The sequence below is a fragment of the Foliimonas ilicis genome, assembly GCF_039939195.1.
In the GTDB taxonomy this organism is placed as follows: domain Bacteria; phylum Pseudomonadota; class Alphaproteobacteria; order Rhizobiales; family Rhizobiaceae; genus Foliimonas; species Foliimonas ilicis.
In genome coordinates, this window is the sequence record NZ_JBDUUH010000002.1 from 508,269 (window position 1) to 531,202 (window position 22,934).

Genomic DNA, 22,934 nt, shown 5'->3' on the forward strand with positions numbered 1-22,934 from the left:
GGTTAAGCATTGGCAAATGCGGAGGCGATTTTTGAATGATTTGAAGAACCGTAAATTCATGAATTTCTGCGAAAGCACCTGTCGGGGTGAATTTGCGGGGGCAATTCTGAATGTTTCGTCGTTTTCTCAGGGATACCAAAGGTAATTTTGCGATCATGACGGTCATCGCGACCGTACCGATCATCGGCGCGATTGCGCTGGCGATCGATTATGGCGAATTGACCAGGCAAAGGCAGGCGACGCTGAACGCGCTCGATGCAGCAGGCCTCGCCACCGCGCGCCATATCCAGTCCGGCGCAGCCGATGCGGATGCCAAGCGCTACGCCAAGGATTTCTTCGAGGCGAACCTCAACCATATCGACCCCGCCAAGACGACACTCAATGTTATCCTGCCTGACGAAAGCGGCGGCAGCACGCTGAAGCTGACGGCCGATCTCGAATACGATCCCTATTTTCTTCCGGCATTCACGACGCTCATCGGAAAGGACACGCCGGAACTCGGCTTTTCCGCATCCAGCGAAATCCGCCTGAAGAACACGATCGAGGTCGCGCTCGTTCTCGATAATTCCGGCTCGATGGATTTTTACAGCAGCGGCGGAAAGAAGCGCATGGATCTGCTCAAGGCGGCATCCAAACAGCTAGTCGATACGATTGCTGCGCAAGCCGCGCAGTTGAAACAGATAGAAAAGCCGGTGCAGTTCGCACTCGTGCCGTTCGCCGCATCCGTTAATGTCGGCCCCACCAACGCTACGGCATCATGGATGGACACAGGCGGTCTTTCGCCCATCCATTATGAAAACTTCGACCACACGATTACCGTTGCTACCAACAAGGGTTTCAGGAAGACGAATGGTGTCGTTTATAAAAACGGCACGGGTTGGGGTGCCGAAAACGGCCAGATAGTCACGCGCTTTACCCTGTTTGATGAGATGAAGCGGACGACATGTACAGGATCTGGCAACAACAGGGTGTGTGTACCCAAAGCCTTCGTAAGCTGGGACGGCTGTGTTGAAGCGCGACCCTATCCGCACAACATTCAGGACACTTTGCCGTCAACAAGCGATCCGGCATCTCTTGTCGTGCCTATGTTCGCGCCGGATGAGACGGGAAACAGATGGACCACTCAGAAAGATAGCCGCGGCAGGGACGTGGTATTCACCTATAGTTCGCCAAACAGTTGGTGGGACGACAACACCACAAGCGAAGCCTCGCATCGATTGAGACAGGCGAGCCTCGCAAAGTACTTTTTTACTGCACCGGAAAATTTCAGCGTAGGTGACGGCCCTAACTATAGCTGCACGACCAAGCCGATAACACCTCTGACAGATGTTTCCACGCCTGACGGTGTCAACTCGATCAAGTTAGCAATCGACAGCATGGCGCCCCTTGGCGCAACCAATGTTCCGGAAGGTCTTGCCTGGGGTTGGCGTGTTTTGTCGAGCCAGGAACCGTTTACCGGCGGAAGGCCCGAAACCGAAAAAGGCAACGACAAGATCATCATCGTTCTGACGGACGGCGAAAACACTTACTATACGCCGGGCGGCTATGATTATCCTGGCAACAAATCCACCTACTCGTCCTATGGCTACACAGGGGTCAACTACAGCGATACCAACACGACGCGGCTGTTCATGAATACAAGCAGCGCCGTCAGTAAAACGGGCTACAACGGCTCCAACTATACCAGGGCGCTTAACGAGCATTTCGCCCGCAAGACAGGCGGCAAGAATGCCGATGGTTCGGATATCTATTCCGGGCTTTGCGCCAACGCCAAGGAAGCCAAGATCATCATCATGACGGTCGCACTGGATTTGAATAAGTCAAAACCGGTGGAAAACGCGCAGATCGAAGCGCTGACCGAGTGCTCTTCATTCTCGCGCTTCTCACGAGATGCAAACGGCAAGCCGAAAAAACTGTTCTGGAACACGACCGGCAGCGATCTCGGCGATACGTTCAAGTCGATATCCGACGAGCTATCCAATCTGCGCATCGTGGGGTGAAGGACGCACCACCAACGTCAATCCATATGCGCGGCAGGTGCCCCTGCCAACGCAGCCGCTTTCGGCTTCCTTAGAAGAAACACGAGCGGGATGGCGCAGAGGGTGACGATCATCATCAGCTTGAAGTCGTCGATATAGGAAATCATCAGCGCCTGCTGGTTCACGAGATTGTCCATCTGCGAGAGAGCCGTCACGTCGCCGCCCGCGGCCAGCGGTGAAGCCGACCACAGATTCGGGTTGAACGGGTTGATGCTTTGCGAAAGCTCGGCGTGATTGATCTGCACGTTGCGCGTCAGCATGACAGTGACGACCGAAATGCCGATCGACGATCCGAGGTTACGCACGAGGCTGAACAGGCTCGCCGCATCCGTGCGGAACTTTGCATCAAGCGTGGCGAAGGCAACGGTCGACAGCGGCACGAAGACCAGTCCGAGGCCCAGCCCCTGAATAACGCCGGTGGAGACGATCAGGTAACTGTCCATCTGCGGCGTGAAGTCGGTCATGTAATAGAGCGACAGTGCCGTCAGCGACAGTCCGGCCACCACCAGAATGCGGGAATCGACGATGCGCACCAGCCGTCCGACGATGAGCATCGAGATCATCGTGCCGACGCCGCGCGGTGCCATGACCAGACCGGTCGTGATCGTCGGATAGCCGAAGATGCGCGACAGCATGGGCGGCAGGAGCGCAAGGCTTGCCAGAAGGATGATGCCGACGACGAAGATGAAGACCAGACCGGTCACGAAGTTGCGGTCGGCAAAGATCTTCGGATCGATGAAGGAGTTTTCGGCCGTCAGCGTGTGAATGGCGAAGATCCAGAAGCCGGTCAGGGCAAGGCCAAGCTCGATCCAGATTTCGACTGCCGAGAACCAATCCACCTCGCCGCCGCGATCGAGCATGAGCTGCAACGCGCCGACGCCCAGCGAAAGCATGGCAAAGCCGAAGAAATCGAAGCCGCGCAGGCGTTTTGCCACTGCGGGCAGATAGGCCGCGCAGCCGAGGAAGGCGAAAATGCCGACCGGCAGATTGATGAAGAACACCCAGCGCCAGTTGAAGCTTTCCGTCAGCCAGCCGCCGAGCGTCGGGCCGATGATCGGGCCGACCATGATGCCTGCACCCCAGATCGCCATGGCAGAGCCGTGGTTTTCCTTCGGGTTGATGTCGAGCAGGAAGGTCTGCGACAGCGGCACGATGGCCGCGCCGAAAACGCCCTGAAGCACGCGGAAGGCAACCATGCTCTCCAGGCTCCAGGCCATACCGCAGGCCATGGAGGTGATGACGAAGCCGACAATGGAGGTGAGGAACAGTTCCTTGCGGCCGAAGCGGTCCGACAGCCAGCCAGTGACGGGCGTCATGATGGCGGCGGCCACGATATAGGATGTCAGCACCCAGTTGATCGTATCGGCGGATGCGCCGAGATCGCCCGTCATCGTCGGCAATGCGACATTCGCGATGGTGGTGTCGAGCACCTGCATGATCGTCGCAAGCATGATCGATACCGTGATCAGCCCGCGATGCGGCACATCGGCGTGGGAAGACGCTGCGTTGCTCATGATCTTAAACTTCGGTTGCTTTCGAGTTGAAGCGCTTCAGCTACTGAATCGTTGAATCGCTCCAACTATTTGTTTTTACGCAATTCCGTACGGAAAACCGCTTCACACTTTTCCTGGAATTGCTTCAGGCGAGATGCCCGTTACTGCGCGGCGTGCGCAGTTCCGAACAATCCCGCGAAGCCCCGGCTGTTGCCCGTATCCACCGATACGGAAGCGCTCATGCCGGTCCTCAGCGCCATTTTGTATTCGCTGTCGTCGATCTTCAGCCGAACGGGAATGCGCTGCGTGACCTTCACCCAGTTGCCCGTCGCGTTCTGCGCAGGCAGCAGCGAGAATTCAGCGCCCGTTCCCGCACCGATGGCCTGCACCGTCGCGTGGAAGGTGCGGTCGGGATAGGTGTCGAGCGTCACTTCAGCCACCTGGCCCGGCTGCATATGGGTAAGCTGCGTTTCCTTGAAATTCGCCTCGACCCATGTGTCATTGGTCTCGACCAGGCTGAACACAGCCGTACCCGCACCGACGAACTGGCCGATCTTGAACGAGGATGCCTGCGAAACGACGCCATCGGCGGGCGCGCGAACTTCCGTCTGCGCCAGATCGTAGGCAGCCTTGTCACGGGCGGCGAGCGCCGACAGAACGGACGGATGCTGATCGGTCGCAATATCAGGGTTTCCGCCGAGCGCGGCCTGTGCGCTGACGATGCCCTGCTGCGCCACCAATTGCTGCTCTTTCGCCTTGGCGAGATCGCGGCGCGCTTCGTCCAGCGAGGATTTCGTGCTGATGCCCTTGGATGCCAGATCGCTGTTGCGGTCGAACTGCGACTGCAGATAACCGACATCGCCTTCCGCCACGCGCTCCTGGGCGACGGCCTGCCCGTAGGCGGCGCGAAGCTGTTCGACATTCAGGCGTGCGCCGGCAAGGGCTGCATCGGCCTGCGAAAGCGCGATGCGATAAGGTGCGGGATCGACTTCGAAAAGAACGTCGCCCGCCTTCACCAACTGGTTGTCCGCCACATTGACCGCAACGATACGACCCGCAGCGTCGGCCGCGATCGAAACGCGCGCCTGCCGCAGATTTGCGTTCTCGGTCTCCTGATAGCGACCGCCGGTGATCCAGATGTACCCGCCGCCAACGACGAGCGCGAGCGGCAGCGCGACCATAAGCGCGAAGCGAAGGCCCTTGCGCTTACGCTTCGGCGCGGGTGCTGCCTGCAAAACGGTGTCAGCGGGTTTCGTAACTTCAGGCGCTGCCGGAGTTGCCTCCAGCTCGACTTCTGAATCCTTCTTTATTTTCGACACAGCGTTCATGCTGATGCCCCTTCTGCAATTTTCTTTTTCTGCTCGGAAAGGACGCTGTCCCCATCCGAAAGGTTGTTCACGACCGTATCGAGCCCGAAAATCAGGGCGCGGCGGTCTTCGGTCGAAAGCCCGGCAAGCGCCTCATCGAACACTTCGCCAGCAACACTTTTCACGGCAAGAAAGGCGTCCCTGCCCTTTTCGGTCGGAAACACCATGCGCACACGACGATCCGTCGCGTGCAGCTTGCGCTCAACCCATCCGCCCTCTTCCATCCGGTCGAGCAGACGCGAAACGCTGATCGGCTCGATTTCGAGAAGTTCGGCAAGCCGTGCCTGCGTCGCACTCGTTTCCTTCACGAGCCTTACAAGCAGCCGCCATTGCGCGGAGGAAAGCCCGAATTCGCTGCCCTTCACCTCGAAGCGCTTGCGCATAAGGCGCGCCGCGTCGTGGATGAGAAAGCCCAATCTATCTATGCCGTTTGAAACCATGAGCAGCATCTATTATAAGCATGCTTACTATTCAAGAGGAGATTCACCATCCATCGCGCTTTTGTGATGCAGTGCACAATAAAATCGGACAGGTGTTCAAACGTCTGTCATGAAGAAGCGCGAGATTGGACCGATGCGCCCTGAATGCAGGGACGAAGCGAAATGTTTACCCTGCCCGGTTCGGGCCAAAGAAATTCGCTCTAAATCGCCCGCCGCCATAATGACGGCTCCTTGACTCGGCAGAGACGAGCGCCTAACTGAATGGCGCGTTAGCACTCATAAAGGTCGAGTGCTAATGTTGTCCGGTCCGCCGGACGGAGGAATTCCTTTCTCACCATTCGCACCGAGGAAATAACAAATGGCAAAGTCGAAGTTCCGCCCGCTTCATGACCGCGTGGTCGTACGCCGGGTCGAATCCGAATCGAAGACCGCTGGTGGCATCATCATCCCCGATTCCGCTAAGGAAAAGCCGCAGGAAGGCGAAATCGTCGCTGTCGGCTCCGGCGCGCGTGACGAAGCTGGCAAGCTGGTTCCGCTGGACGTCAAGGCTGGCGACCGCGTGCTGTTCGGCAAGTGGTCGGGCACCGAAGTCAAGCTCAATGGCGAAGACCTTCTGATCATGAAGGAATCCGACATCATGGGCGTAATCGGCTGAACCCAAGCCAATCGCACCATCAACAGAATTACGGGCCGATAGCCCAGGAGCTTAAAAATGGCTGCTAAAGAAGTAAAATTTTCCCGTGATGCCCGCGAGCGTATGCTCCGCGGCGTCAACATCCTCGCAGACGCTGTCAAGGTAACGCTCGGCCCGAAAGGCCGTAACGTCGTCATCGACAAGTCGTTCGGCGCACCGCGCATCACCAAGGACGGCGTCACCGTCGCCAAGGAAATCGAACTTGAAGACAAGTTCGAAAACATGGGCGCGCAGATGGTCCGCGAAGTTGCTTCGAAGACCAACGACAAGGCCGGCGACGGCACGACCACCGCGACCGTTCTGGCCCAGGCAATCGTTCAGGAAGGCCACAAGGCCGTCGCTGCCGGCATGAACCCGATGGACCTGAAGCGCGGCATCGATCTCGCCGTTGCAGAAGTTGTCGCGGAACTCGTCAAGAAGGCCAAGAAGATCAAGACTTCGGAAGAAGTCGCGCAGGTCGGCACCATCTCTGCCAATGGCGAGAAGGAAATCGGCGAGATGATCGCCAAGGCCATGCAGAAGGTCGGCAATGAAGGCGTCATCACGGTTGAAGAAGCCAAGACCGCCGAGACCGAACTCGAAGTCGTCGAAGGCATGCAGTTCGACCGCGGCTACCTGTCGCCTTACTTCGTAACCAACCCAGACAAGATGGTTGCAGAACTGGAAGACGCTTACATCCTTCTCCACGAGAAGAAGCTCTCCAACCTGCAGGCACTCCTTCCGGTTCTCGAAGCTGTCGTTCAGACCTCGAAGCCGCTCGTCATCATCTCGGAAGACGTCGAAGGCGAAGCTCTTGCTACGCTCGTCGTCAACAAGCTGCGTGGCGGCCTGAAAATCGCTGCCGTCAAGGCTCCGGGCTTCGGTGATCGCCGCAAGGCAATGCTCGAGGACATCGCGATCCTGACCGGCGGTCAGGTCATCTCCGAAGACCTCGGCATCAAGCTCGAGAATGTTGGTCTCAACATGCTCGGCCGCGCGAAGAAGGTGACGATCTCCAAGGAGAACACGATCATCGTCGACGGCGCCGGCAAGAAGGCCGAGATCCAGGGTCGCGTTACCCAGATCAAGCAGCAGATCGAGGAAACCACCTCCGATTACGACAAGGAAAAGCTGCAGGAACGTCTGGCGAAGCTCGCCGGCGGTGTTGCCGTGATCCGCGTTGGCGGTGCGACCGAAGTCGAAGTCAAGGAAAAGAAGGACCGCGTCGACGACGCCCTCAACGCAACCCGCGCGGCTGTTGAAGAAGGCATCGTTCCTGGCGGCGGCACTGCTCTCCTGCGCGCAACGCAGGCGATCAAGGCAACCGGCATCAACCAGGATCAGGCTGCTGGCATCAACATCGTTCGTCGCGCTCTGCAGGCTCCGGCCCGCCAGATCGCAACCAACGCCGGTGCAGAAGCTTCGATCGTTGTCGGCAAGATCCTTGAAAACAAGGGTGCTACCTTCGGTTACAACGCCGCGACCGACGAGTATGGCGATCTGATCGCTCTCGGCATCGTCGATCCGGTCAAGGTCGTTCGCACCGCGCTGCAGGATGCTGCATCGGTTGCCGGCCTGCTCGTAACCACCGAAGCCATGATCGCTGAAGCTCCGAAGAAGGATTCGGGCGGCGGCATGCCAGGCGGAATGCCCGGCGGCATGGGCGGCATGGGTGGCATGGACTTCTAATCAGTCCACTACCGGAAATACGGAAAAGGGCGCCTCACGGCGCCCTTTTTCTTTTTTTGAAAAAAATCAAAAAAAGTTGGAACCGATTTACCGGTCGCGCATTTCATATACGTCCATGCAATTCCAAAGGAGAAATCCAAAGGAAAAGCGGAAGACAAAAAACGCTTCCCCATCTCTTTTTGCGATGCGGGAAGCGTTTTTGTTTTTAAGCTATACGCAGACCGCGCAGGCCGATGCAGTTTCCCCAGGGATCGCGGACCTGGCACATATTGAGGCCGTTCTGGATTTCCAGCGGGCCGCGATAAAGCATAGCGCCGACGCTCAAAAAATGCTCCAGCGCCTTATCGAAATCATCGACCTGCCAGTAAACCACCGAGCCATTCGGCCCTGCCCCGACTTTTTCGTCCGCATTTACGATTTCGAGGCAGACGGAGCCGAGCCGCAGAAATTCGAAATCGAAAGCATCCAACCGCTCCAGCACCGCATGAGGAAATGCGCGCCGATACCATCGGATCGCTTCAGGCACGTCGCTTACATGCACGAGCACGGCGGAGATCGGGTTTTCGTTACTCATATCTGATCCTTGGCGTGAACCCGCCCATAAGACATCCGGCGCATCAATTCCATCGCAGACGCTTTAAGTCCCTGCTATCATCGGCTTTCCGCCTATGCGGCGTGACAATCATTTCGGTGGGGAACATGTCCGGACTTACAATTCTGGCTTTCGCATTCGTTTCATTCGTAGCCATCGCAACGCCCGGCCCGACCGTGCTTTTGGCGCTCACAAATGGCTCGCGCTTCGGCATTCGTCGCGCCCTGGCGGGCATGGCGGGTGCTGTGACTTCGGATTTCATTCTGGTGGGCGCCGCGGCGCTCGGGCTTGGCGCACTGCTCGCGGCGTCGGAATTCTGGTTCTCGGTGGTGAAATGGATCGGCGTCGGCTACCTGACTTTCCTCGGCATCATGCTTTTGCGCTCGAAAGGCTCGCTGGACGAGACGCTGCACGGCACCGCCTATAATGGGTCCGGCTCGGCCCGCTCCATCTTTCTGAAAAGCTTTCTCGTCGCCGTGACCAATCCGAAGGGCTATCTTTTCGTTTCCGCCTTCCTGCCGCAGTTCATCACACCATCATCGCCGCAAGTGCCGCAATACGCCATCCTGGCCGTGGTCTTCGCATCGACGGATTTCATCGTTATGTTCGGTTATGCCCTGCTCGGTTCGCAGGCGGTGCGGGTGCTGAAGAAATCCGGTGCGCTGTGGCTGGACCGCATATGCGGCAGCATGTTGCTGATGCTGGCCGGTTCGCTCGCATTCTACCGCCGCGCCAGCTAGGCATCCCTTTTGCAACCAAATCGCCTGCACCACCGTTATCGAGTGCCGAACTGACGGCGGCTCACAAAGGAAAAGCGTGATGGTGAACAAAGATCAGGTCAAGGGTGCTGCAAAACAGGCAAGCGGCGCGGTGAAGGAAGCAGCGGGCAAGCTTACCGGCTCGAAGAAAACCGAAGCCAAAGGCAAGGTCGAAAAGGTTGCAGGCAAGGTCCAGAAGGGCTTTGGCGACGCCAAGGAAAAAGTAAAGCGCTGATTTTACGCCCATCTAACCAGTTCTACAAAAGCCTCTTGCAGTCGATGTTGCGAGGGGCTTTTTCGTTGGAGCGGTTCAATTTTAGATAGAAACGCCGGCGGGACAGCGCCCCCCTCAAAACAGGGACCGCTCTAAAGTTGCCTGATGCGCGCAACGGAAACTTGATCCGTGTCCTCGCGGTGAGCCATTCCAGCCAAGCATTGTCTCAGCGCATCGGAATTTTGCTCAACTTTCGCCATAGACATTGCTCCCGAATAGGTCGCGATGGTGCGGATAGCGAAGCGTTCCGCATCGGTTTCCCGGCTTTCCAGCCCGTTTTTCTGATCGTTTTTCACTTTTTCGGTGATGGCTCCGCGCCATTTCGCGAAAACTTCAGCCAAGGCAGAGCGAAAATCAGGATCGGCAAGCGACAATTCATGTGAGAGATTGTTGAGCGGGCAGCCGCGAACGAAGCCCTGCGCATCGAGTTCGGCAGCCACGGCTTCAAAAACCGACCGAACCCCATCCCTTGCCGAAGACGCCTCGGAAACCGGCACGATCCATGTTTCATCGACAGCGGCCGCGACACGCTCGTTGATGACGGCGAGGCCGATCGCCTTCTTATTCCTGAAATGATAATGCAGCGCGCCGCCCGATACGCCTGCCGCTTTCATGAGATCGCCGAGGCTGGTCGCGTTGTATCCCCTCTCCTGAAATGCCTTTTCGGCAAATTCGAGCACCCTTCGGCGCGTGCCATCCGGGTCATTTGTGCGGGTTCGTTCGACAGGCTGTTTTGTCATTATTCGTCTCAACAAAAGCGATTTTCAGAAAATACCAGATTGACAAAACCGGGCAACCGGTTTGTTTATATAAAACAGGTCAACCGGTTTGTTTTTTAGAAAGCAAGAGCATGAGTTTTAATTTGAAATCCGAGACTGTGCGATTTTCGCCGATCGTGGAACTGCGGCAATACACGCTGCATCCCGGCAGGCGCGATGAGCTGATCGACCTTTTCGACATGAACTTTGTCGAGTCGCAGGAAGAAACCGGCATGAAAATCATCGGCCAGTTTCGCGACTTGAACCGGCCGGACCATTTCGTATGGCTCCGCGGTTTCGAGACCATGGAGCATCGGCGCGAAGCGCTTGCCGCCTTCTATGGCGGGTCTGTCTGGGCGGCACACAAACATGCGGCCAATGCGACGATGATCGATTCCGACGATGTGCTTCTGCTGCGACCCGCCTGGAAAGATGCGGGCTTCGATCTTGAGAATGCGCAACGCGGAGAGGCCGAAAACGCGATTTTTCTCGCTGAAATCTTCCATTTATCTCAAGAACAGGAAGGCGTTTTTGCAGATTTATGGAAGCAAACCGTCCTTCCCCTTTACGGTAAGCATGGCGCGAAGCTCATCGGCGCGTTCGTGAGCGAGCATTCCGAAAACACATTCCCGCGCCTTCCCGTGCGTGCAAATGAAAACGTCTTTGTCGCTTTCTCCCGCTTCAACGATCAGCAGTCTGTCTCCGATTACATGCAGGCGCTCGATGAATTTCCGTCTCTGAAGACGCATTTTTCCAAGCCTTCGGAACGACTGGTCCTTTCTCCAACCACCCGTTCGCTTCTTTGAACCGATTAGGGTTGTCCATCGCGCCATTCTCCACTTGAAGCTGGTTGTGCAACGCGGTAGGCCGTTGCCAACCTTGAATAATCCGGAGAAATCGCCGTGAGCGCTTCCAAGACCAGAACCGAAACCGATACGTTCGGCCCCATCGAAGTGGCGACGGATCGCTACTGGGGTGCGCAGGCGCAACGATCGCTCGGCAATTTCAAGATCGGCTGGGAAAAGCAGCCGCTTTCGGTCGTTCGTGCGCTGGGTATCGTCAAGCGCGCTGCGGCCGAAGCCAATATGGAATTGAAGCGTCTCGACAGGAAGGTTGGCGATGCCATCGTCGAAGCCGCGCAGGAAGTGATCGACGGCAAGTTGGACGAACATTTCCCGCTGGTCGTCTGGCAGACCGGCTCCGGCACGCAGTCGAACATGAATGCGAATGAGGTGATTTCGAACCGCGCCATCGAAATGCTGGGCGGCGAGATGGGTTCGAAGAAGCCCGTGCACCCGAACGACCACGTCAATATGAGCCAGTCGTCGAACGACACCTACCCGACAGCGATGCACATCGCCTGCGCGGAACGGATCGTGCGCGATCTGCTGCCCGCCCTCAAGCATCTGCATAAGGCGCTGGAAAAGAAGACCAAGAAATTCGCCAAGATCGTCAAGATCGGCCGCACCCATACGCAGGATGCAACTCCGCTGACGCTCGGTCAGGAATTCTCCGGCTATGCCGCGCAGGTTGCCTCATCGATCAAGCGCATCGAACTGACGCTTTCGGGCCTTTACGAGCTTGCGCAGGGCGGCACCGCCGTCGGCACCGGCCTTAACGCACCGATCGGCTTTGACGAAAAAGTCGCAAAGCGCATCGCCAAGATCACCAAGCTGCCCTTCATCACCGCGCCGAACAAGTTCGAAGCGCTGGCGGCCCATGATGCGATGGTGTTCAGCCATGGCGCGATCAATGCGGCAGCGGCGGCACTTTTCAAGATCGCCAACGACATCCGCTTCCTCGGTTCCGGCCCGCGCTCCGGCCTCGGCGAACTCTCCCTGCCCGAAAACGAGCCCGGCTCGTCGATCATGCCCGGCAAGGTCAACCCGACCCAGTGCGAAGCGCTGACGCAGGTTTGCGTGCAGGTATTCGGCAACAATGCTGCGATCACCTTCGCAGGCAGCCAGGGCCATTTCGAGCTCAACGTCTACAACCCGCTGATGGCCTATAATTTCCTGCAATCCGTGCAGCTTCTGGCGGATGCCGCGATCTCGTTTACCGACAATTGCGTGGTCGGTATCGAGGCGCGCGAGGACAATATCAAGGCAGCCCTCGAACGCTCGCTGATGCTGGTGACGGCACTCGCGCCGACCATCGGCTACGACAATGCCGCGAAAATCGCCAAGACCGCCCATAAGAACGGCTCGACGCTGCGCGAAGAAGCGCTTGCGACCGGCCTTGTGACGGAAGCCGATTATGACCGGCTGGTGCGCCCGGAAGACATGACACGCCCGGGCTGATCGCGCGGGAATAGTGAACAATCTGTCGTCATTTCACCATCTTTGGTGAACGATTGGGATTTGGTATATTCTGCGGGAGTTTAATCCTCGGAGAGATATTCCAATGACCACCGCAACAGCGACCAACTCGGGCCTGGCCTCGAACGCGTCCGCATTTATCCTTGTCGGACGCGTACTGCTGTCCATCCTGTTCATTCTCGCAGGCTTCTCGAAGCTGACGGCAATTGCAGGCACTGCCGGCTTCTTCGAAAGCCTCGGCCTGCCGGTACCGACTGTCACCGCCGTCGTCGTCGGCCTTGTCGAACTCCTCGGCGGCCTCGCCGTCCTGGTCGGCTTCAAGACCCGTATCGCGGCCATCGTGCTCGCCCTCTTCACGGTGGGTGCAACCGTAGTCGCGCATCTCGACTTCTCGCAGGCCGGCAATGCCCTGATGCTGCAGAAAAACTTTGCTATCGCAGGCGGCTTTCTGGTTCTTGCCGCAGTGGGCGCAGGCGCGCTTTCGATCGACGGACGCCGCGGCTGATACCGCGCTCTATAACGCGGACGGTATATTGAGAAGGCATTCTGCGCAAAGCCAGCGCAGAATGCCTTTTTTGTTTTGTCGTAGAGAGTTCACGCGCGATTTATGAGAAGACCGGTCGCCAGCGATTGAAAGACCTCGACGGCGTTCGGCAATACTTCCTGCGGATTGTCACTGGCGGCGACCCAAAGTGCTGCGTTGAGTGCGGCACCGCATAAAAGCCGGGACGCAGCGTCCGCGTCGACCGGCTTGAGAATCCCATCCGAGATAAGCCGCTCCAGCGCTTCCTTTGTCACTTGCAGACAAGCGCTCTGGCTGGGCCATTTGGATGGATCGCCCAGAACCGCCGGTCCGTCGAGCAGGACGATGCGTTGCACTTCCGGATCGAGCGCCATTTCGATATAGGCCGCACCCTCAGCCAGCAAGCCTTGCCAATCATCGCCCGCCCGCGCTCCGATCTCCTGAGCGCGTGATGCCATTTCAGAATCGATCTGCTCTACAACGGCGGCCAGAAGCCCGCGTTTATCTCCGAAATTATGATAAAGCGCGCCGCGCGTGAGACCGGCTTCGGCGGTCAGATCATCCATGGAAGCGCTGGAATATCCCTTTTCGGCAAAGGCTTTCCGCGCAGCCGCGATCAGCTTGGCGCGGTTTTCCTCCATCATTTCGATCCGTCGCTTTGCCATTTCATCCCCAAATTTCACATACGCAGCGTATACGAACTTGACATCCGCTTCGCATACCCGATATTTCATTCATATACGCAACGTATATGAAATGCGGCAGCATGTGAAGCACACGCTCCCTCATCGGATGCGGCAACCACGATAAAGCGAGATCGAAAATGACCAAGCGTGAAGCTATTTTTCCAGCCGACAGACATGCCCTTTACGAAGAGCATGGTTATTCAGCAGCCATTCGATCCGGCGACCTTCTGTTCGTTTCCGGGCAGGTTGGAAGCCGTTCCGATGGAACGCCAGAGCCTGATTTTGAACGTCAGGTTCAACTGGCCTTCCAGAACCTGAAAGCCACGCTGGCCGCGGCGGGTTGCACATTGGACGACATCGTGGATGTGACCACCTTCCATACGGACCCGGAAAAGCAGTTCGGAGCGGTCATGAATGTCAAACAACAGATGTTCAGCGAGAAGCCCTACCCGAACTGGACCGCAATCGGCGTGAACTGGCTTGCCGGCTTCGACTTCGAGATCAAAGTCATCGCCCGCATTCCGACGGATGTGTAATTCCCCGTCGTGAAACTCCCAATTTCAGTCAAGGCCAGAGAGTAATACGGGCTTTGTTTAGGGCGATTCATGTTTTGATGGAATCGCGAGGCACCCCCCTCTGCCCTGCCGGGCATCTCCCCCACAGGTGGGGAGATTGCCCCATCATCAAAGCGCGGCACCAATTGCAGTCGTTGCAGAATGAAAGCGGAGAGTTGTGTCAGTCAATCTCCCCACCCGTGGGGGAGATGTCCGGCAGGACAGAGGGGGGCGCCTCGTGATGCCATCAAACAGGAACCGCTTAGTCAACGCGTCCGCATTTACTCACCTGTGAACCGAAACGATGAGGATCATCGGGCGATCCTTTTCGATGTCCAGTTCCGGCTGCTGGCGGATTTGCTCTTCGGTCGGGCGCCACTCCACGACGCGGTCAATCTGAAAACCGGTGTCGATCAGCGTATTCAGTGTTGTGCCGATCGTGCGGTGGTGTTTGATGACGCCCTTGGCCAGCCAGTCGGTGCGGCGTTCGCCCTCGACGGAATAGTTATCGACCGGCCAGATCCTGTTGCCGTGCTCATCGACAACCCATCCGGGATGCGATGGAGCCATGTAGATCGGATGCTCGACAGTGAAGACGAAACGACCATTGGGGACAAGCGCATCATAAACGACCCGCATGAGGCGGGCGAAATCCTCGACATAATGAAACGTAAGGGAGCTATAGGCGAAATCGAAGCTGCTGCTTGGCAGTTCGAGCGTGTCCAGATCGGCGATTTCGTAAGAGACAGTCGGGCTTGTCGTGTCGCGCCGCGCCCTTGCAAGCATGTTTTCCGACAGGTCCAGCCCTTTGACGCTCCCGGCGCCATGCTCTGCTGCCTAGCGGCAGAACCAACCGAAACCGCAGCCGAGATCGATGATCTTCTTGCCCTTGAGATCGGGAAGAAGCGCGCGGATCGACGCCCATTCGGCGGCACCGTCCAGCCCATAGAGGGAGCGCGGCAACTGGCCGTATCCCTCATAGAAATCGGGCTGATCGTAAATGTTCTGTGCCATGGATCCGGTCAGCTTCTCTGGAGCGCCACGTGGACGCCGAGCCCGACAAGTATGGCTCCGCCCGCGCGCTGCATCATGTTCTGGACCCGGCTTGAATGGCGCAATTTTTCGATCACCGCGCCTGCGAGCATCACGCAGACCACATCCGCGAAAGAAAACATTATGTTGACGATCGTTCCCAAAATCAGGAACTGAACCCAGACGGGAAACGAAGCCGTCGCGTCGATGAATTGCGGCAGGAACGCCAGAAAGAAGATGGCCGTTTTCGGGTTCAGAACTTCGACTGTCATGCTTTCGGCAAAAGCCCTGCGCGCCGATTTCGGCTTGATGACGGGAATGCCCGTTTCGCCTGTGACCCTGGTTCTCAACAACGCAATGCCCAGCCAGATCAAATAGGCCGCACCCGCCAGCTTCACGGCAAGATAAAGTGTCGGAACCGCGTGGAAAAGGATCGAAAGCCCGGCAGCAGCCGCGATCACATGCACATAGCAGCCGACATGAATACCAAGCGTTGCCATAAAGCCGGATCGCCGTCCGCCCGCCATCGTCTGCGCCGCCGCATAAAGCATGGAAGGTCCGGGGATAAAGGCAAAAATCGATGTCGTGACGACGAACGCTATCAGCAATTCCACACTCGGCATTGCAGTCTCCATTGCCAATTCAGGCACCGATCCTAAAGCGGTTCACGACCGGATTAAAGCGCACCGGCCGAAATCAGAACTTGTCGACGACGAGTTCCAGCTTCCTGTCGGTCATCTTGGCCAGTTGCGTCATGCGCGCGGCGGGCCGTTCGCCGTAAAGCCCGGCATGCGAGGCGGGGATGACCAAGGCCAGCTTGTCGCCGCGCTGCTCCCATTTCAGAAGCGGGATGACGCCCGGCATGGAAGCCGAGAGCAGATAGACGACGCGCATCAGGCCGCCGAGCAGGCGTGCGCGCTCCAGATAGCGTTGCGGCGCAAGGCTCCGAAGTTCCTTTGCCGCATCATCGTTGAAGATGCCTTCATGACGATAGAGATTGGCGAGTGCCAGATAGACGCGGCCGGGATGATCCACACCGATGAAAGACGCATGCGCGATGATGTTGAGCGATTGCATGCCGCGATATTCGGGATGCGCGCGCCAGCCAATGTCGGCCAGAAGGCAGGCCGAATGACGATAGCGCGCCTCGTCCTCGGTTTCGTCCACCCCGAACGCCTCGAAGGAATTTCGGGTCCATTCGACCAATTCGCGCGCGTGGGTGTATGAGCGCGCACGAAGCCGGGCGAGTTCTTCCGAGGCCGAAATCAACGGGTCGATGCGGCGTTCTTCCTGCGAAAGCAGCGAATAAAGGAAACCTTCGCGCACACCGAGCGCCGAAACGACGATTTTCGACGGCTTCATCGAGGCGATGATCTGCAACAGCACAGCCGCGCCATAGGGCAGAAGCGAGCGGCGGTTCTTGGAAACCCCGTCTATGCCCTTCATCTTGTCGATATTGCCCGCGGCGACCTGTTTTAGAAAATCGGCGGATTTCTCGATGTCCATTTCATAATGGTGCATGACGCTGAGCGGATAGCCGACAGCGTTCATGTGAAGCCGCGCCAGATTTCGCCATGTGCCACCGACCGCATAGAACGGCCTGCCCTCGCCTGCCTCAAGAAGCTTGGCGCGCGACAACTCGGTCTTGGCGATCTTGGCTGCATTTACCGGCGAGTTCTTCGACATATCCTGCAGGCGCAGCCCGCCGAGCGGCAGCGTGATGCCCTCGCCAATGACCTCGCCGCGAACATCGACAAGTTCCAGGCTGCCGCCACCGAGATCGCCCGCGATGCCATCCGCCGAATGGAACGCCGAAATAACGCCGAGTGCGGAGTAATAGGCTTCCTCGCGCCCGCTCAGAACCCGGATCGGGGTTTTGAGAATATCCTGCGCGCGCTTGATGAAGTCCGGCCCGTTTTCGGCCTCGCGGGCAGCAGCGGTCGCGATGACGTGCAGCACTTCCGAGCCAGCTTGATCGGACAACGCGCGAAAGCGGCGGAACTCTTCCACCGCCCGCGTTACCGCTTCCGGGTCGAGCTTGCCGGTTGAGACGATTCCACGCCCCAGACCAGCCAGCATCTTTTCGTTGAAAAGCACCGTCGGGGATCGCGCGATCCCCTCATAGACGACAAGGCGAATAGAGTTTGATCCGATGTCGATAATCGAAATCGGCTGCCGGTCCTGTAACCGGCCCTGAGACATCCCAATCATCAGCTAGGCGTTGGCCCGGATTTCTTGCGACGTTTGAATTGCGCAATCCGCTTGGGTGCGTGCGATTTCAATGCATCACCGCGTCCCGACAAGCTTGGATTTGTCATGAAATATTCCTGCGCGTTGAACGGTTCTTCGCCCTCGTCCAAAGTTATCCATCTGGACGTACCGTCTGGCAATACTTCGAAACTTTGCTGGTTGTCCATGATGTTTCCGAGCATGATCTGCCCCAAAATCTGTTCATGCACAGTCGGATTGGTGATCGGGACCATGCATTCGACGCGCCGATCAAGGTTTCGCGGCATCAAATCCGCCGAACTTATATAGATGATCGCCTCGTCTGAAGGCAGGCCGTGGCCATTGCCGAAGCAGTAAATCCGGCTGTGTTCAAGGAAGCGCCCGACGATAGATTTCACGCGGATGTTTTCCGAAAGACCCGGCACCTGCGGCCTGAGGCAGCAAATGCCGCGCACGACGAGATCGATTTCCACACCGGCGCGACTGGCATCGTAAAGCGCATCGATGATGGTGGGATCGACCAGCGAATTCATCTTCATCCAGATGCGCGCCGGGTGCCCTTCGCGGGCATGGGCGATTTCTTCCTCGATATGCGTCAGAATTCGGCTGCGCAGCGTGTAGGGCGAAAGTGCTACGCTCATCTGCTCGGCTGGTTCGGCATAGCCGGTGATGAAATTGAAGATTTGAGCGACGTCGCGCGCGACCTTCGGATCGGTCGTAAAGAAGGACAGATCGGTGTAGATGCGCGCCGTGATCGGGTGGTAATTGCCGGTGCCGAGGTGGACGTAATTGCGCAGACGCCCCTCTTCCCGGCGCACCACGAGCGACATTTTCGCGTGGGTCTTCAATTCGAGGAAGCCGAAGACGACTTGAACGCCGGCGCGCTCCAGATCGCGCGACCAACGGATGTTTGCTTCTTCATCGAAGCGCGCCTTCAGCTCGACGAGTGCGGTGACTGACTTTCCAGCCTCCGCCGCATCGACCAGCGCGCGCACGATGGGGCTGTCATTCGATGTGCGGTAAAGCGTCTGCTTGATCGCCACCACTTCCGGGTCTGCCGCTGCCTGGCGCAGGAACTGGACCACGACGTCGAAGGATTCGTAAGGATGGTGGACGACGATGTCCTTCTCGCGGATCGCCGCAAAACAATCGCCGCGATGATCGCGGATGCGCTCTGGAAAGCGCGGGTTGTAGGGCTCGAATTTCAAATCGTCGCGCGCGACGGCGACGATTTCCGAAATCTGGTTTAGCGCCAGAGGGCCGCTCAACACGCTGACACGGTTCGACTGAACGCCGAGCTCGCTGGCGACAAAATCCCTCAGATTTTCCGGTATCTGGCCGTCGAACTCGATGCGGATGACCGAGCCGCGACGGCGGCGTTTCAGTGCGGTTTCGAACAGTTGGACGAGATCTTCGGATTCTTCCTCGACCTCGATATCGCTGTCTCGAATGATGCGGAAGGTGCCGGAACCCTTCACCTCATAGCCGGGAAACAATTTGCCGATGAAGAGGTTCACCGTTTCCTCGATGGGAATGAAGCGAACGCAGGTCTTGCGGTCGGGCAGGCGAATGTAGCGGCGCAGCGCAACAGGCAGGCGCAGCAGCGCTGTCATCTGCTCGCCGGTGCGGCGATGGCCAAGCTGCAGAGCAATGGAAAAGCCGAGATTGGGGATGAACGGAAACGGATGCGCCGGATCGATGGAAAGCGGCGTCAGCACCGGAAAAACCTGCTCCAGAAAATGCTCTTCCAGCCAGGCGCGCTCCTCCTTGGTCAGCGCATCTGCGGTGATGCTTTCGATACGCTCTTTTTTCATGAGCGCGACGAGGTCTGAAAAGCATTTCTGCTGGTCTTCCTGCAGGCGCTCGACTTCCAGAAGCAACTGGTCGAGCTGCTGTTCGGGCGTGCGGCCATCCGGGCTCTTGATCGAAATACCCTCGCGGACCTGACCGGCAAGACCGGCGACGCGGACCATGAAGAACTCATCGAGATTGCCCGCCGAGATCGAAAGGAAACGCACCCGCTCCAGAAGCGGATGCTTTTCGTTCAGCGCCTGTTCCAGCACTCTTCGGTTGAACTGGAGCCACGAAAACTCGCGATTGACGAAACGATCGGGGTTGCCGAGCGCGTCTCCCTCAGCCACGCCTGCCGCCACGAACTCCGTTTGCACCGGCTTCAGTTCCGTCATCTCGCTTCGCCTCTCATTCTTCTTTGCTTTATCGCATGAACATAGCCCAAAAAGCCTGCGGCTTTTCAGCATTAAGCTTCGCGCCGATTACCCGGCTCAATTTATCTGGTGACAGGCTTTTGCGACAGTTTCATTTCACATGGCTTGCAAAGAAGACTTTTATGATCCAAACGCATCTTACAGGCGGCTTAGGCCGCTTCAACAGTCGAAGGAGAACAGGATGGCTGGCGGTTCCATTCCCCATTTCCAGAATGATGCAGGCCACAGCCTCATCGAAATCGGCGTGAAGGAATTCATGTGCGTGGGCGCAAATCCGCCCTTCGATCATCCGCATGTGTTTCTCGACATGGGCGGCGACAGCGAAAAAGTCTGCCCCTATTGCTCGACGCTCTATCGTTTCAACGGCGCGCTGAAAGCCAGCGAAACGCGCCCGGAAGATTGCCTCTACGTGGTTCGCGCGGCGTAAGCCACCGGACCTAATGGGCGTTTCCGCCAAACCAATCCTCATAGCAGGCGCCGGAATTGCCGGCTTGACCGCCGCGCTCGCCTTTGCGATGCGCGGCTTTCACGTTCGGGTGTTCGAGCGGTCCGCGCGCTTTGAAGAGGTCGGCGCGGGCATTCAAATCTCACCCAATGCGACACGAATCCTGAGAAAGCTCGGCGTTCTCGATGGGCTGCTGCCCAAGGCGGTAAAGCCGCATTCAATCATTTTGCGCGACGCGAAAACGCTTAAAGAACTGGCGCGGGTGGCGCTTGGCCCTGCGCAGGAAAAGCGCTGGGGTGCTCCCTACATCGTCGCCCACCGTGCGGATTTGCAGGCGGCTTTGCTTGAAGTTGCATCGCGCCAGGCCTCGATCGAGATAGTTACAGATGCAACTATCACCGGCATGCGCCTTTTGGATGGTGTAAGTGTTGATGTGCTTCGCGCTGGAGAAAGCGAGCGGGAAAATGGGCAGTTGCTCATTGCCGCCGATGGAGTGTGGTCGCGGCTGCGTGGCCTGACCGGGCCTTATGAAAAGAGCCGGTTTTCCGGCGAGCTTGCGTGGCGCACCGTTCTGGACGGTAAAAGTGCCGAGGCGCAAGCGCTGCGGGATATGGGGGCGGCTGATTCTGTGACCGCATTCCTGCATTCAGGCTTCCACCTGATCGCCTATCCGGTGCGCGGCGGTGCTGCGTTCAACCTCGTTGCCTTCACCCCCGGTCAGCGCATTGCAGAAGACTGGTCGGGTGCAGCCGATGTTTCTGTCCTGAAACAGGCAATGCGCAACACCGCACCGGCCCTTTCCCGTCTGGCGGAAAACGCCGGGCCTTGGGTTGCATGGCCGATCCATACGGTCGATCCGAAAACGCACTGGACCGTGCCGGGACTGGCGCTGATCGGCGATGCGGCGCACGCGATGACGCCTTTTGCGGCGCAGGGTGCTGCGATGGCAATCGAAGACGCGGAGACGCTGGCGGATGCGGTTGCTGGTTTGACGGGCGATCTGCCCACGGCCCTTGCCGGTTGGGAGGCATCGCGAAGGCCACGCATAGAGCGCGTTGCGCGGCGGGGTGCTTTCAACCATTTCGCATGGCAGGCAAAAGGGCCGATTGCGATGGCCCGTAATCTCGTCTTGAAGACGCGCTCGCCTGAAAAACTCGCTGCCGATATGGACTGGCTTTATGGCCGGGGCGACTGAACCGCAAAATTGTGCAGGCTTAGCGAGTAATTGAGCGTGATCGGCAGCGGGTTCCACCAGCCGGTTTGCAAGCCAGCCGCACGCAATGCTCCTGCAGTCCACGTGTTGCACCCGACGATCGCGTTGAAATAGCCCTTGGCCTCGAAAAACGCATCGTATTCGCCATAGGCGGCACCTTCGATCAGTTCAGGCCCGTCGGCTCCCTGCTGAAAAGTTTGCTCGATGAAGGCGAGAAGTCGCTGATAGCCAGCTTCATCGAGATCGTAGCCGGAGACGACGGGGTTCGGTTCGGGAATGTCGCCCGCGAGTTCGACATGCATGGCCGAACTGTCGACGGTCAGCGCCTTGAAGGCGTTTGCAGCGGTGAGATCGGACCATGTCGGCGTGCCGATGTAAAACGCGCGGCTTCCCCACCCAAAAATCAGATAGCGCGCCTGCGGGAGATCGACGGGCATTCCGGCTTTGTGCAGAAAGTCGAAGCGGGTCAGCAGTTCGGTGTCGATGGGGATGGCGATGTCGGTGTGGATCGGGTTGGTTAGGATTAGGATGCGACGGGAGGTGACGCTTTTTTCGGCTTCGAAAAATGGGCGTGGGAGGAATGTTCCGAGGGTGATGGCGAGGATTATCGCCAGAAAGAGTGCGCCTATGAGGCGGAGGAAACGTTTCATTCAAGCCGTTCCGATCAGGTGCGTCCTTCGAGGCTCACCATATCCAGCCATCAAACAACAAAAAACCCGGCCAGAAACTGACCGGGCTTCTCGTAACTCGCGCCGGACATCTTCCGGCATCCATGATCAATGCAGGATCTGGCTGAGGAACAGCTTGGTACGTTCGTGTTGCGGGTTGTCGAAGAACTCGGCTGGCGTGTTCTGCTCGACGATCTGGCCCTGATCCATGAAGATCACGCGGTTGGCAACCTTGCGGGCGAAGCCCATTTCGTGGGTCACACAGATCATCGTCATGCCTTCTTCGGCAAGGCCGACCATCGTTTCCAGCACTTCCTTGATCATTTCGGGATCGAGTGCAGAGGTCGGCTCGTCGAACAGCATGATGCGCGGGTTCATGCAGAGCGAGCGGGCAATCGCCACGCGCTGCTGCTGACCGCCCGAAAGCTGGCCTGGATATTTGTTGGCCTGCTCAGGAATTTTGACGCGCTCAAGGAAGTGCATGGCCATTTCCTCGGCCTGCTTCTTCGGCGTCTTGCGCACCCAGATGGGTGCCAGCGTGCAGTTTTCCAGAATCGTCAGATGCGGAAACAGATTGAAGTGCTGGAACACCATGCCGACTTCGCGGCGGACCTCGTCGATCTTTTTCAGATCGTTGGTGAGTTCCTTGCCATCCACTATGATCTGGCCCTTCTGGTGTTCTTCCAGACGGTTGATGCAGCGGATCGCCGTCGATTTGCCGGAGCCCGAAGGCCCGCAGACGACGATGCGCTCGCCGCGCATGACCTTCAGATTGATGTCGCGCAGCACATGGAAATCACCATACCATTTGTGCATGCCGATGATTTCGATGGCGACATCCGTATCGGAAATCTGCATCTTGGCGCGATCTACATCGATTTCTTCCGCGCTGACTGCATTTTCTATAGCCATGGCCCGGTTCCCTTTCGTGACCTGGTGCCGGTCTGATTGCACTGAA

Annotated in this window: 22 protein-coding genes and 1 pseudogene; 11 read left to right on the top strand and 12 right to left on the bottom strand. The window is 57.9% G+C overall.

Going from position 1 to position 22,934, the window contains the following annotated elements; all coding sequences use genetic code 11:
- Window positions 1-110 precede the first annotated feature (110 nt).
- Window positions 111-2,000 (top strand): TadE/TadG family type IV pilus assembly protein, encoded by a 1,890-nt coding sequence (locus tag ABFT80_RS07980; protein WP_347971339.1) that lies wholly within the window; start codon window positions 111-113, stop codon window positions 1,998-2,000.
- 17 nt (window positions 2,001-2,017) lie between these two features.
- Here ABFT80_RS07980 and ABFT80_RS07985 read toward each other — a convergent pair whose 3' ends face one another.
- From ABFT80_RS07985 to ABFT80_RS07995, 3 genes are all read right to left on the bottom strand, one after another.
- Window positions 2,018-3,553, bottom strand: a complete 1,536-nt coding sequence (locus ABFT80_RS07985; protein WP_347971340.1) for a DHA2 family efflux MFS transporter permease subunit — start codon at window positions 3,551-3,553, stop codon at window positions 2,018-2,020.
- 140 nt (window positions 3,554-3,693) lie between these two features.
- Window positions 3,694-4,860 carry an HlyD family secretion protein gene (locus ABFT80_RS07990; protein ID WP_347971341.1) on the bottom strand — a complete coding sequence of 389 codons (1,167 nt, stop codon included), beginning with the start codon at window positions 4,858-4,860 and terminating at the stop codon, window positions 3,694-3,696.
- Entirely contained in the window at window positions 4,857-5,339 is a 483-nt protein-coding gene (locus tag ABFT80_RS07995; protein WP_347971342.1) for a MarR family winged helix-turn-helix transcriptional regulator, read from the bottom strand. Before ABFT80_RS07995 ends, ABFT80_RS07990 begins: the two co-directional genes overlap by 4 nt.
- A 358-nt stretch (window positions 5,340-5,697) precedes the next feature.
- Here ABFT80_RS07995 and groES point away from each other — a divergent pair, with 358 nt between their 5' ends.
- Both groES and groL read left to right on the top strand, forming a co-directional pair.
- On the top strand, window positions 5,698-5,994 hold the full coding sequence (gene groES / locus ABFT80_RS08000) for a co-chaperone GroES (protein WP_347971343.1): 297 nt from the start codon (window positions 5,698-5,700) through the stop codon (window positions 5,992-5,994).
- Window positions 5,995-6,051: 57 nt separating this feature from the next.
- On the top strand, window positions 6,052-7,701 hold the full coding sequence (groL, locus tag ABFT80_RS08005) for a chaperonin GroEL (RefSeq protein ID WP_347971344.1): 1,650 nt from the start codon (window positions 6,052-6,054) through the stop codon (window positions 7,699-7,701).
- A 205-nt stretch (window positions 7,702-7,906) separates the two neighbouring features.
- Here groL and ABFT80_RS08010 read toward each other — a convergent pair whose 3' ends face one another.
- The gene (locus tag ABFT80_RS08010; protein ID WP_347971345.1) at window positions 7,907-8,275 is read right to left on the bottom strand and encodes a VOC family protein; all 369 of its coding nucleotides are present in this window, start codon (window positions 8,273-8,275) and stop codon (window positions 7,907-7,909) included.
- A gap of 125 nt (window positions 8,276-8,400) precedes the next feature.
- On the opposite strand from ABFT80_RS08010, the gene ABFT80_RS08015 reads away from it, so the two are divergent.
- Together ABFT80_RS08015 and ABFT80_RS08020 are read left to right on the top strand one after the other, a co-directional pair.
- Window positions 8,401-9,033 (top strand): LysE family translocator, encoded by a 633-nt coding sequence (locus ABFT80_RS08015; protein WP_347971346.1) that lies wholly within the window; start codon window positions 8,401-8,403, stop codon window positions 9,031-9,033.
- 79 nt (window positions 9,034-9,112) lie between these two features.
- Window positions 9,113-9,286, top strand: coding sequence for a CsbD family protein (locus ABFT80_RS08020; protein ID WP_347971347.1), 174 nt, complete (start codon window positions 9,113-9,115; stop codon window positions 9,284-9,286).
- A gap of 131 nt (window positions 9,287-9,417) precedes the next feature.
- Here the strand turns inward: ABFT80_RS08020 and ABFT80_RS08025 are convergent, their stop codons facing one another.
- Window positions 9,418-10,065, bottom strand: coding sequence for a TetR/AcrR family transcriptional regulator (locus tag ABFT80_RS08025; RefSeq protein WP_347971348.1), 648 nt, complete (start codon window positions 10,063-10,065; stop codon window positions 9,418-9,420).
- 110 nt (window positions 10,066-10,175) lie between these two features.
- On the opposite strand from ABFT80_RS08025, the gene ABFT80_RS08030 reads away from it, so the two are divergent.
- The 3 genes from ABFT80_RS08030 (at window position 10,176) to ABFT80_RS08040 (ending at window position 12,906) form a co-directional block, all read left to right on the top strand.
- Window positions 10,176-10,889, top strand: coding sequence for an NIPSNAP family protein (locus ABFT80_RS08030; RefSeq protein ID WP_455189902.1), 714 nt, complete (start codon window positions 10,176-10,178; stop codon window positions 10,887-10,889).
- 96 nt (window positions 10,890-10,985) lie between these two features.
- Window positions 10,986-12,383: a class II fumarate hydratase gene (gene fumC / locus ABFT80_RS08035; protein ID WP_347971350.1), complete on the top strand. Its 1,398-nt coding sequence runs from the start codon at window positions 10,986-10,988 to the stop codon at window positions 12,381-12,383.
- A gap of 103 nt (window positions 12,384-12,486) precedes the next feature.
- A complete protein-coding gene (locus tag ABFT80_RS08040) occupies window positions 12,487-12,906 on the top strand; it encodes a DoxX family protein (RefSeq protein ID WP_347971351.1) in 420 nt (139 codons plus the stop codon).
- 89 nt (window positions 12,907-12,995) lie between these two features.
- On the opposite strand, the gene ABFT80_RS08045 is transcribed toward ABFT80_RS08040, so the two are convergent.
- Complete coding sequence (locus tag ABFT80_RS08045; RefSeq protein ID WP_347971352.1) at window positions 12,996-13,589, bottom strand: TetR/AcrR family transcriptional regulator; 594 nt, start codon at window positions 13,587-13,589, stop codon at window positions 12,996-12,998.
- A gap of 158 nt (window positions 13,590-13,747) precedes the next feature.
- Here ABFT80_RS08045 and ABFT80_RS08050 point away from each other — a divergent pair, with 158 nt between their 5' ends.
- Window positions 13,748-14,146, top strand: coding sequence for a RidA family protein (locus tag ABFT80_RS08050; RefSeq protein WP_347971353.1), 399 nt, complete (start codon window positions 13,748-13,750; stop codon window positions 14,144-14,146).
- A gap of 303 nt (window positions 14,147-14,449) precedes the next feature.
- Here the strand turns inward: ABFT80_RS08050 and ABFT80_RS08055 are convergent.
- The 4 genes and pseudogenes from ABFT80_RS08055 to ABFT80_RS08070 all read right to left on the bottom strand — a co-directional run bounded on the left by ABFT80_RS08055 (window position 14,450) and on the right by ABFT80_RS08070 (window position 19,611).
- A pseudogene (locus ABFT80_RS08055) lies at window positions 14,450-15,178 on the bottom strand (class I SAM-dependent methyltransferase).
- 8 nt (window positions 15,179-15,186) lie between these two features.
- Window positions 15,187-15,819, bottom strand: coding sequence for a LysE family translocator (locus tag ABFT80_RS08060; RefSeq protein ID WP_347971354.1), 633 nt, complete (start codon window positions 15,817-15,819; stop codon window positions 15,187-15,189).
- A 73-nt stretch (window positions 15,820-15,892) separates the two neighbouring features.
- Window positions 15,893-17,407: an exopolyphosphatase gene (gene ppx, locus ABFT80_RS08065; RefSeq protein ID WP_347971355.1), complete on the bottom strand. Its 1,515-nt coding sequence runs from the start codon at window positions 17,405-17,407 to the stop codon at window positions 15,893-15,895.
- Complete coding sequence (locus ABFT80_RS08070) at window positions 17,407-19,611, bottom strand: RNA degradosome polyphosphate kinase (RefSeq protein WP_347971356.1); 2,205 nt, start codon at window positions 19,609-19,611, stop codon at window positions 17,407-17,409. The genes ppx and ABFT80_RS08070 overlap by 1 nt, the downstream gene beginning before the upstream one ends.
- 220 nt (window positions 19,612-19,831) lie before the next feature.
- Here ABFT80_RS08070 and ABFT80_RS08075 point away from each other — a divergent pair, with 220 nt between their 5' ends.
- Both ABFT80_RS08075 and ABFT80_RS08080 read left to right on the top strand, forming a co-directional pair.
- Window positions 19,832-20,077, top strand: coding sequence for a zinc-finger domain-containing protein (locus ABFT80_RS08075; RefSeq protein ID WP_347971357.1), 246 nt, complete (start codon window positions 19,832-19,834; stop codon window positions 20,075-20,077).
- Between the two features lie 13 nt (window positions 20,078-20,090).
- Window positions 20,091-21,290, top strand: coding sequence for an FAD-dependent monooxygenase (locus ABFT80_RS08080; RefSeq protein ID WP_347971358.1), 1,200 nt, complete (start codon window positions 20,091-20,093; stop codon window positions 21,288-21,290).
- Here the strand turns inward: ABFT80_RS08080 and ABFT80_RS08085 are convergent.
- A complete protein-coding gene (locus ABFT80_RS08085) occupies window positions 21,272-21,958 on the bottom strand; it encodes a TIGR02117 family protein (protein WP_347971359.1) in 687 nt (228 codons plus the stop codon). The two genes, ABFT80_RS08080 and ABFT80_RS08085, sit on opposite strands and share 19 nt — an antisense overlap.
- A gap of 126 nt (window positions 21,959-22,084) precedes the next feature.
- Window positions 22,085-22,888 carry an amino acid ABC transporter ATP-binding protein gene (locus ABFT80_RS08090; protein WP_347971360.1) on the bottom strand — a complete coding sequence of 268 codons (804 nt, stop codon included), beginning with the start codon at window positions 22,886-22,888 and terminating at the stop codon, window positions 22,085-22,087.
- Window positions 22,889-22,934: the final 46 nt, after the last annotated feature.

Coding starts and splice junctions, on each gene's coding strand:
- ABFT80_RS08015 (WP_347971346.1), top strand. CDS start 8,401: ATGTCCGGACTTACAATTCTGGCTTTCGCATTCGTTTCATTCGTAGCC.
- ABFT80_RS07980 (WP_347971339.1), top strand. CDS start 111: ATGTTTCGTCGTTTTCTCAGGGATACCAAAGGTAATTTTGCGATCATG.
- ABFT80_RS08080 (WP_347971358.1), top strand. CDS start 20,091: ATGGGCGTTTCCGCCAAACCAATCCTCATAGCAGGCGCCGGAATTGCC.
- ABFT80_RS08045 (WP_347971352.1), bottom strand. CDS start 13,589: ATGGCAAAGCGACGGATCGAAATGATGGAGGAAAACCGCGCCAAGCTG.
- ABFT80_RS08030 (WP_455189902.1), top strand. CDS start 10,176: ATGAGTTTTAATTTGAAATCCGAGACTGTGCGATTTTCGCCGATCGTG.
- ABFT80_RS08070 (WP_347971356.1), bottom strand. CDS start 19,611: ATGACGGAACTGAAGCCGGTGCAAACGGAGTTCGTGGCGGCAGGCGTG.
- ABFT80_RS08075 (WP_347971357.1), top strand. CDS start 19,832: ATGGCTGGCGGTTCCATTCCCCATTTCCAGAATGATGCAGGCCACAGC.
- groL (WP_347971344.1), top strand. CDS start 6,052: ATGGCTGCTAAAGAAGTAAAATTTTCCCGTGATGCCCGCGAGCGTATG.
- ABFT80_RS07990 (WP_347971341.1), bottom strand. CDS start 4,860: ATGAACGCTGTGTCGAAAATAAAGAAGGATTCAGAAGTCGAGCTGGAG.
- ABFT80_RS08085 (WP_347971359.1), bottom strand. CDS start 21,958: ATGAAACGTTTCCTCCGCCTCATAGGCGCACTCTTTCTGGCGATAATC.
- ABFT80_RS07985 (WP_347971340.1), bottom strand. CDS start 3,553: ATGAGCAACGCAGCGTCTTCCCACGCCGATGTGCCGCATCGCGGGCTG.
- ABFT80_RS08025 (WP_347971348.1), bottom strand. CDS start 10,065: ATGACAAAACAGCCTGTCGAACGAACCCGCACAAATGACCCGGATGGC.
- ppx (WP_347971355.1), bottom strand. CDS start 17,407: ATGATTGGGATGTCTCAGGGCCGGTTACAGGACCGGCAGCCGATTTCG.
- ABFT80_RS08050 (WP_347971353.1), top strand. CDS start 13,748: ATGACCAAGCGTGAAGCTATTTTTCCAGCCGACAGACATGCCCTTTAC.
- ABFT80_RS08060 (WP_347971354.1), bottom strand. CDS start 15,819: ATGCCGAGTGTGGAATTGCTGATAGCGTTCGTCGTCACGACATCGATT.
- ABFT80_RS08010 (WP_347971345.1), bottom strand. CDS start 8,275: ATGAGTAACGAAAACCCGATCTCCGCCGTGCTCGTGCATGTAAGCGAC.
- groES (WP_347971343.1), top strand. CDS start 5,698: ATGGCAAAGTCGAAGTTCCGCCCGCTTCATGACCGCGTGGTCGTACGC.
- ABFT80_RS07995 (WP_347971342.1), bottom strand. CDS start 5,339: ATGGTTTCAAACGGCATAGATAGATTGGGCTTTCTCATCCACGACGCG.
- ABFT80_RS08040 (WP_347971351.1), top strand. CDS start 12,487: ATGACCACCGCAACAGCGACCAACTCGGGCCTGGCCTCGAACGCGTCC.
- ABFT80_RS08090 (WP_347971360.1), bottom strand. CDS start 22,888: ATGGCTATAGAAAATGCAGTCAGCGCGGAAGAAATCGATGTAGATCGC.
- ABFT80_RS08020 (WP_347971347.1), top strand. CDS start 9,113: ATGGTGAACAAAGATCAGGTCAAGGGTGCTGCAAAACAGGCAAGCGGC.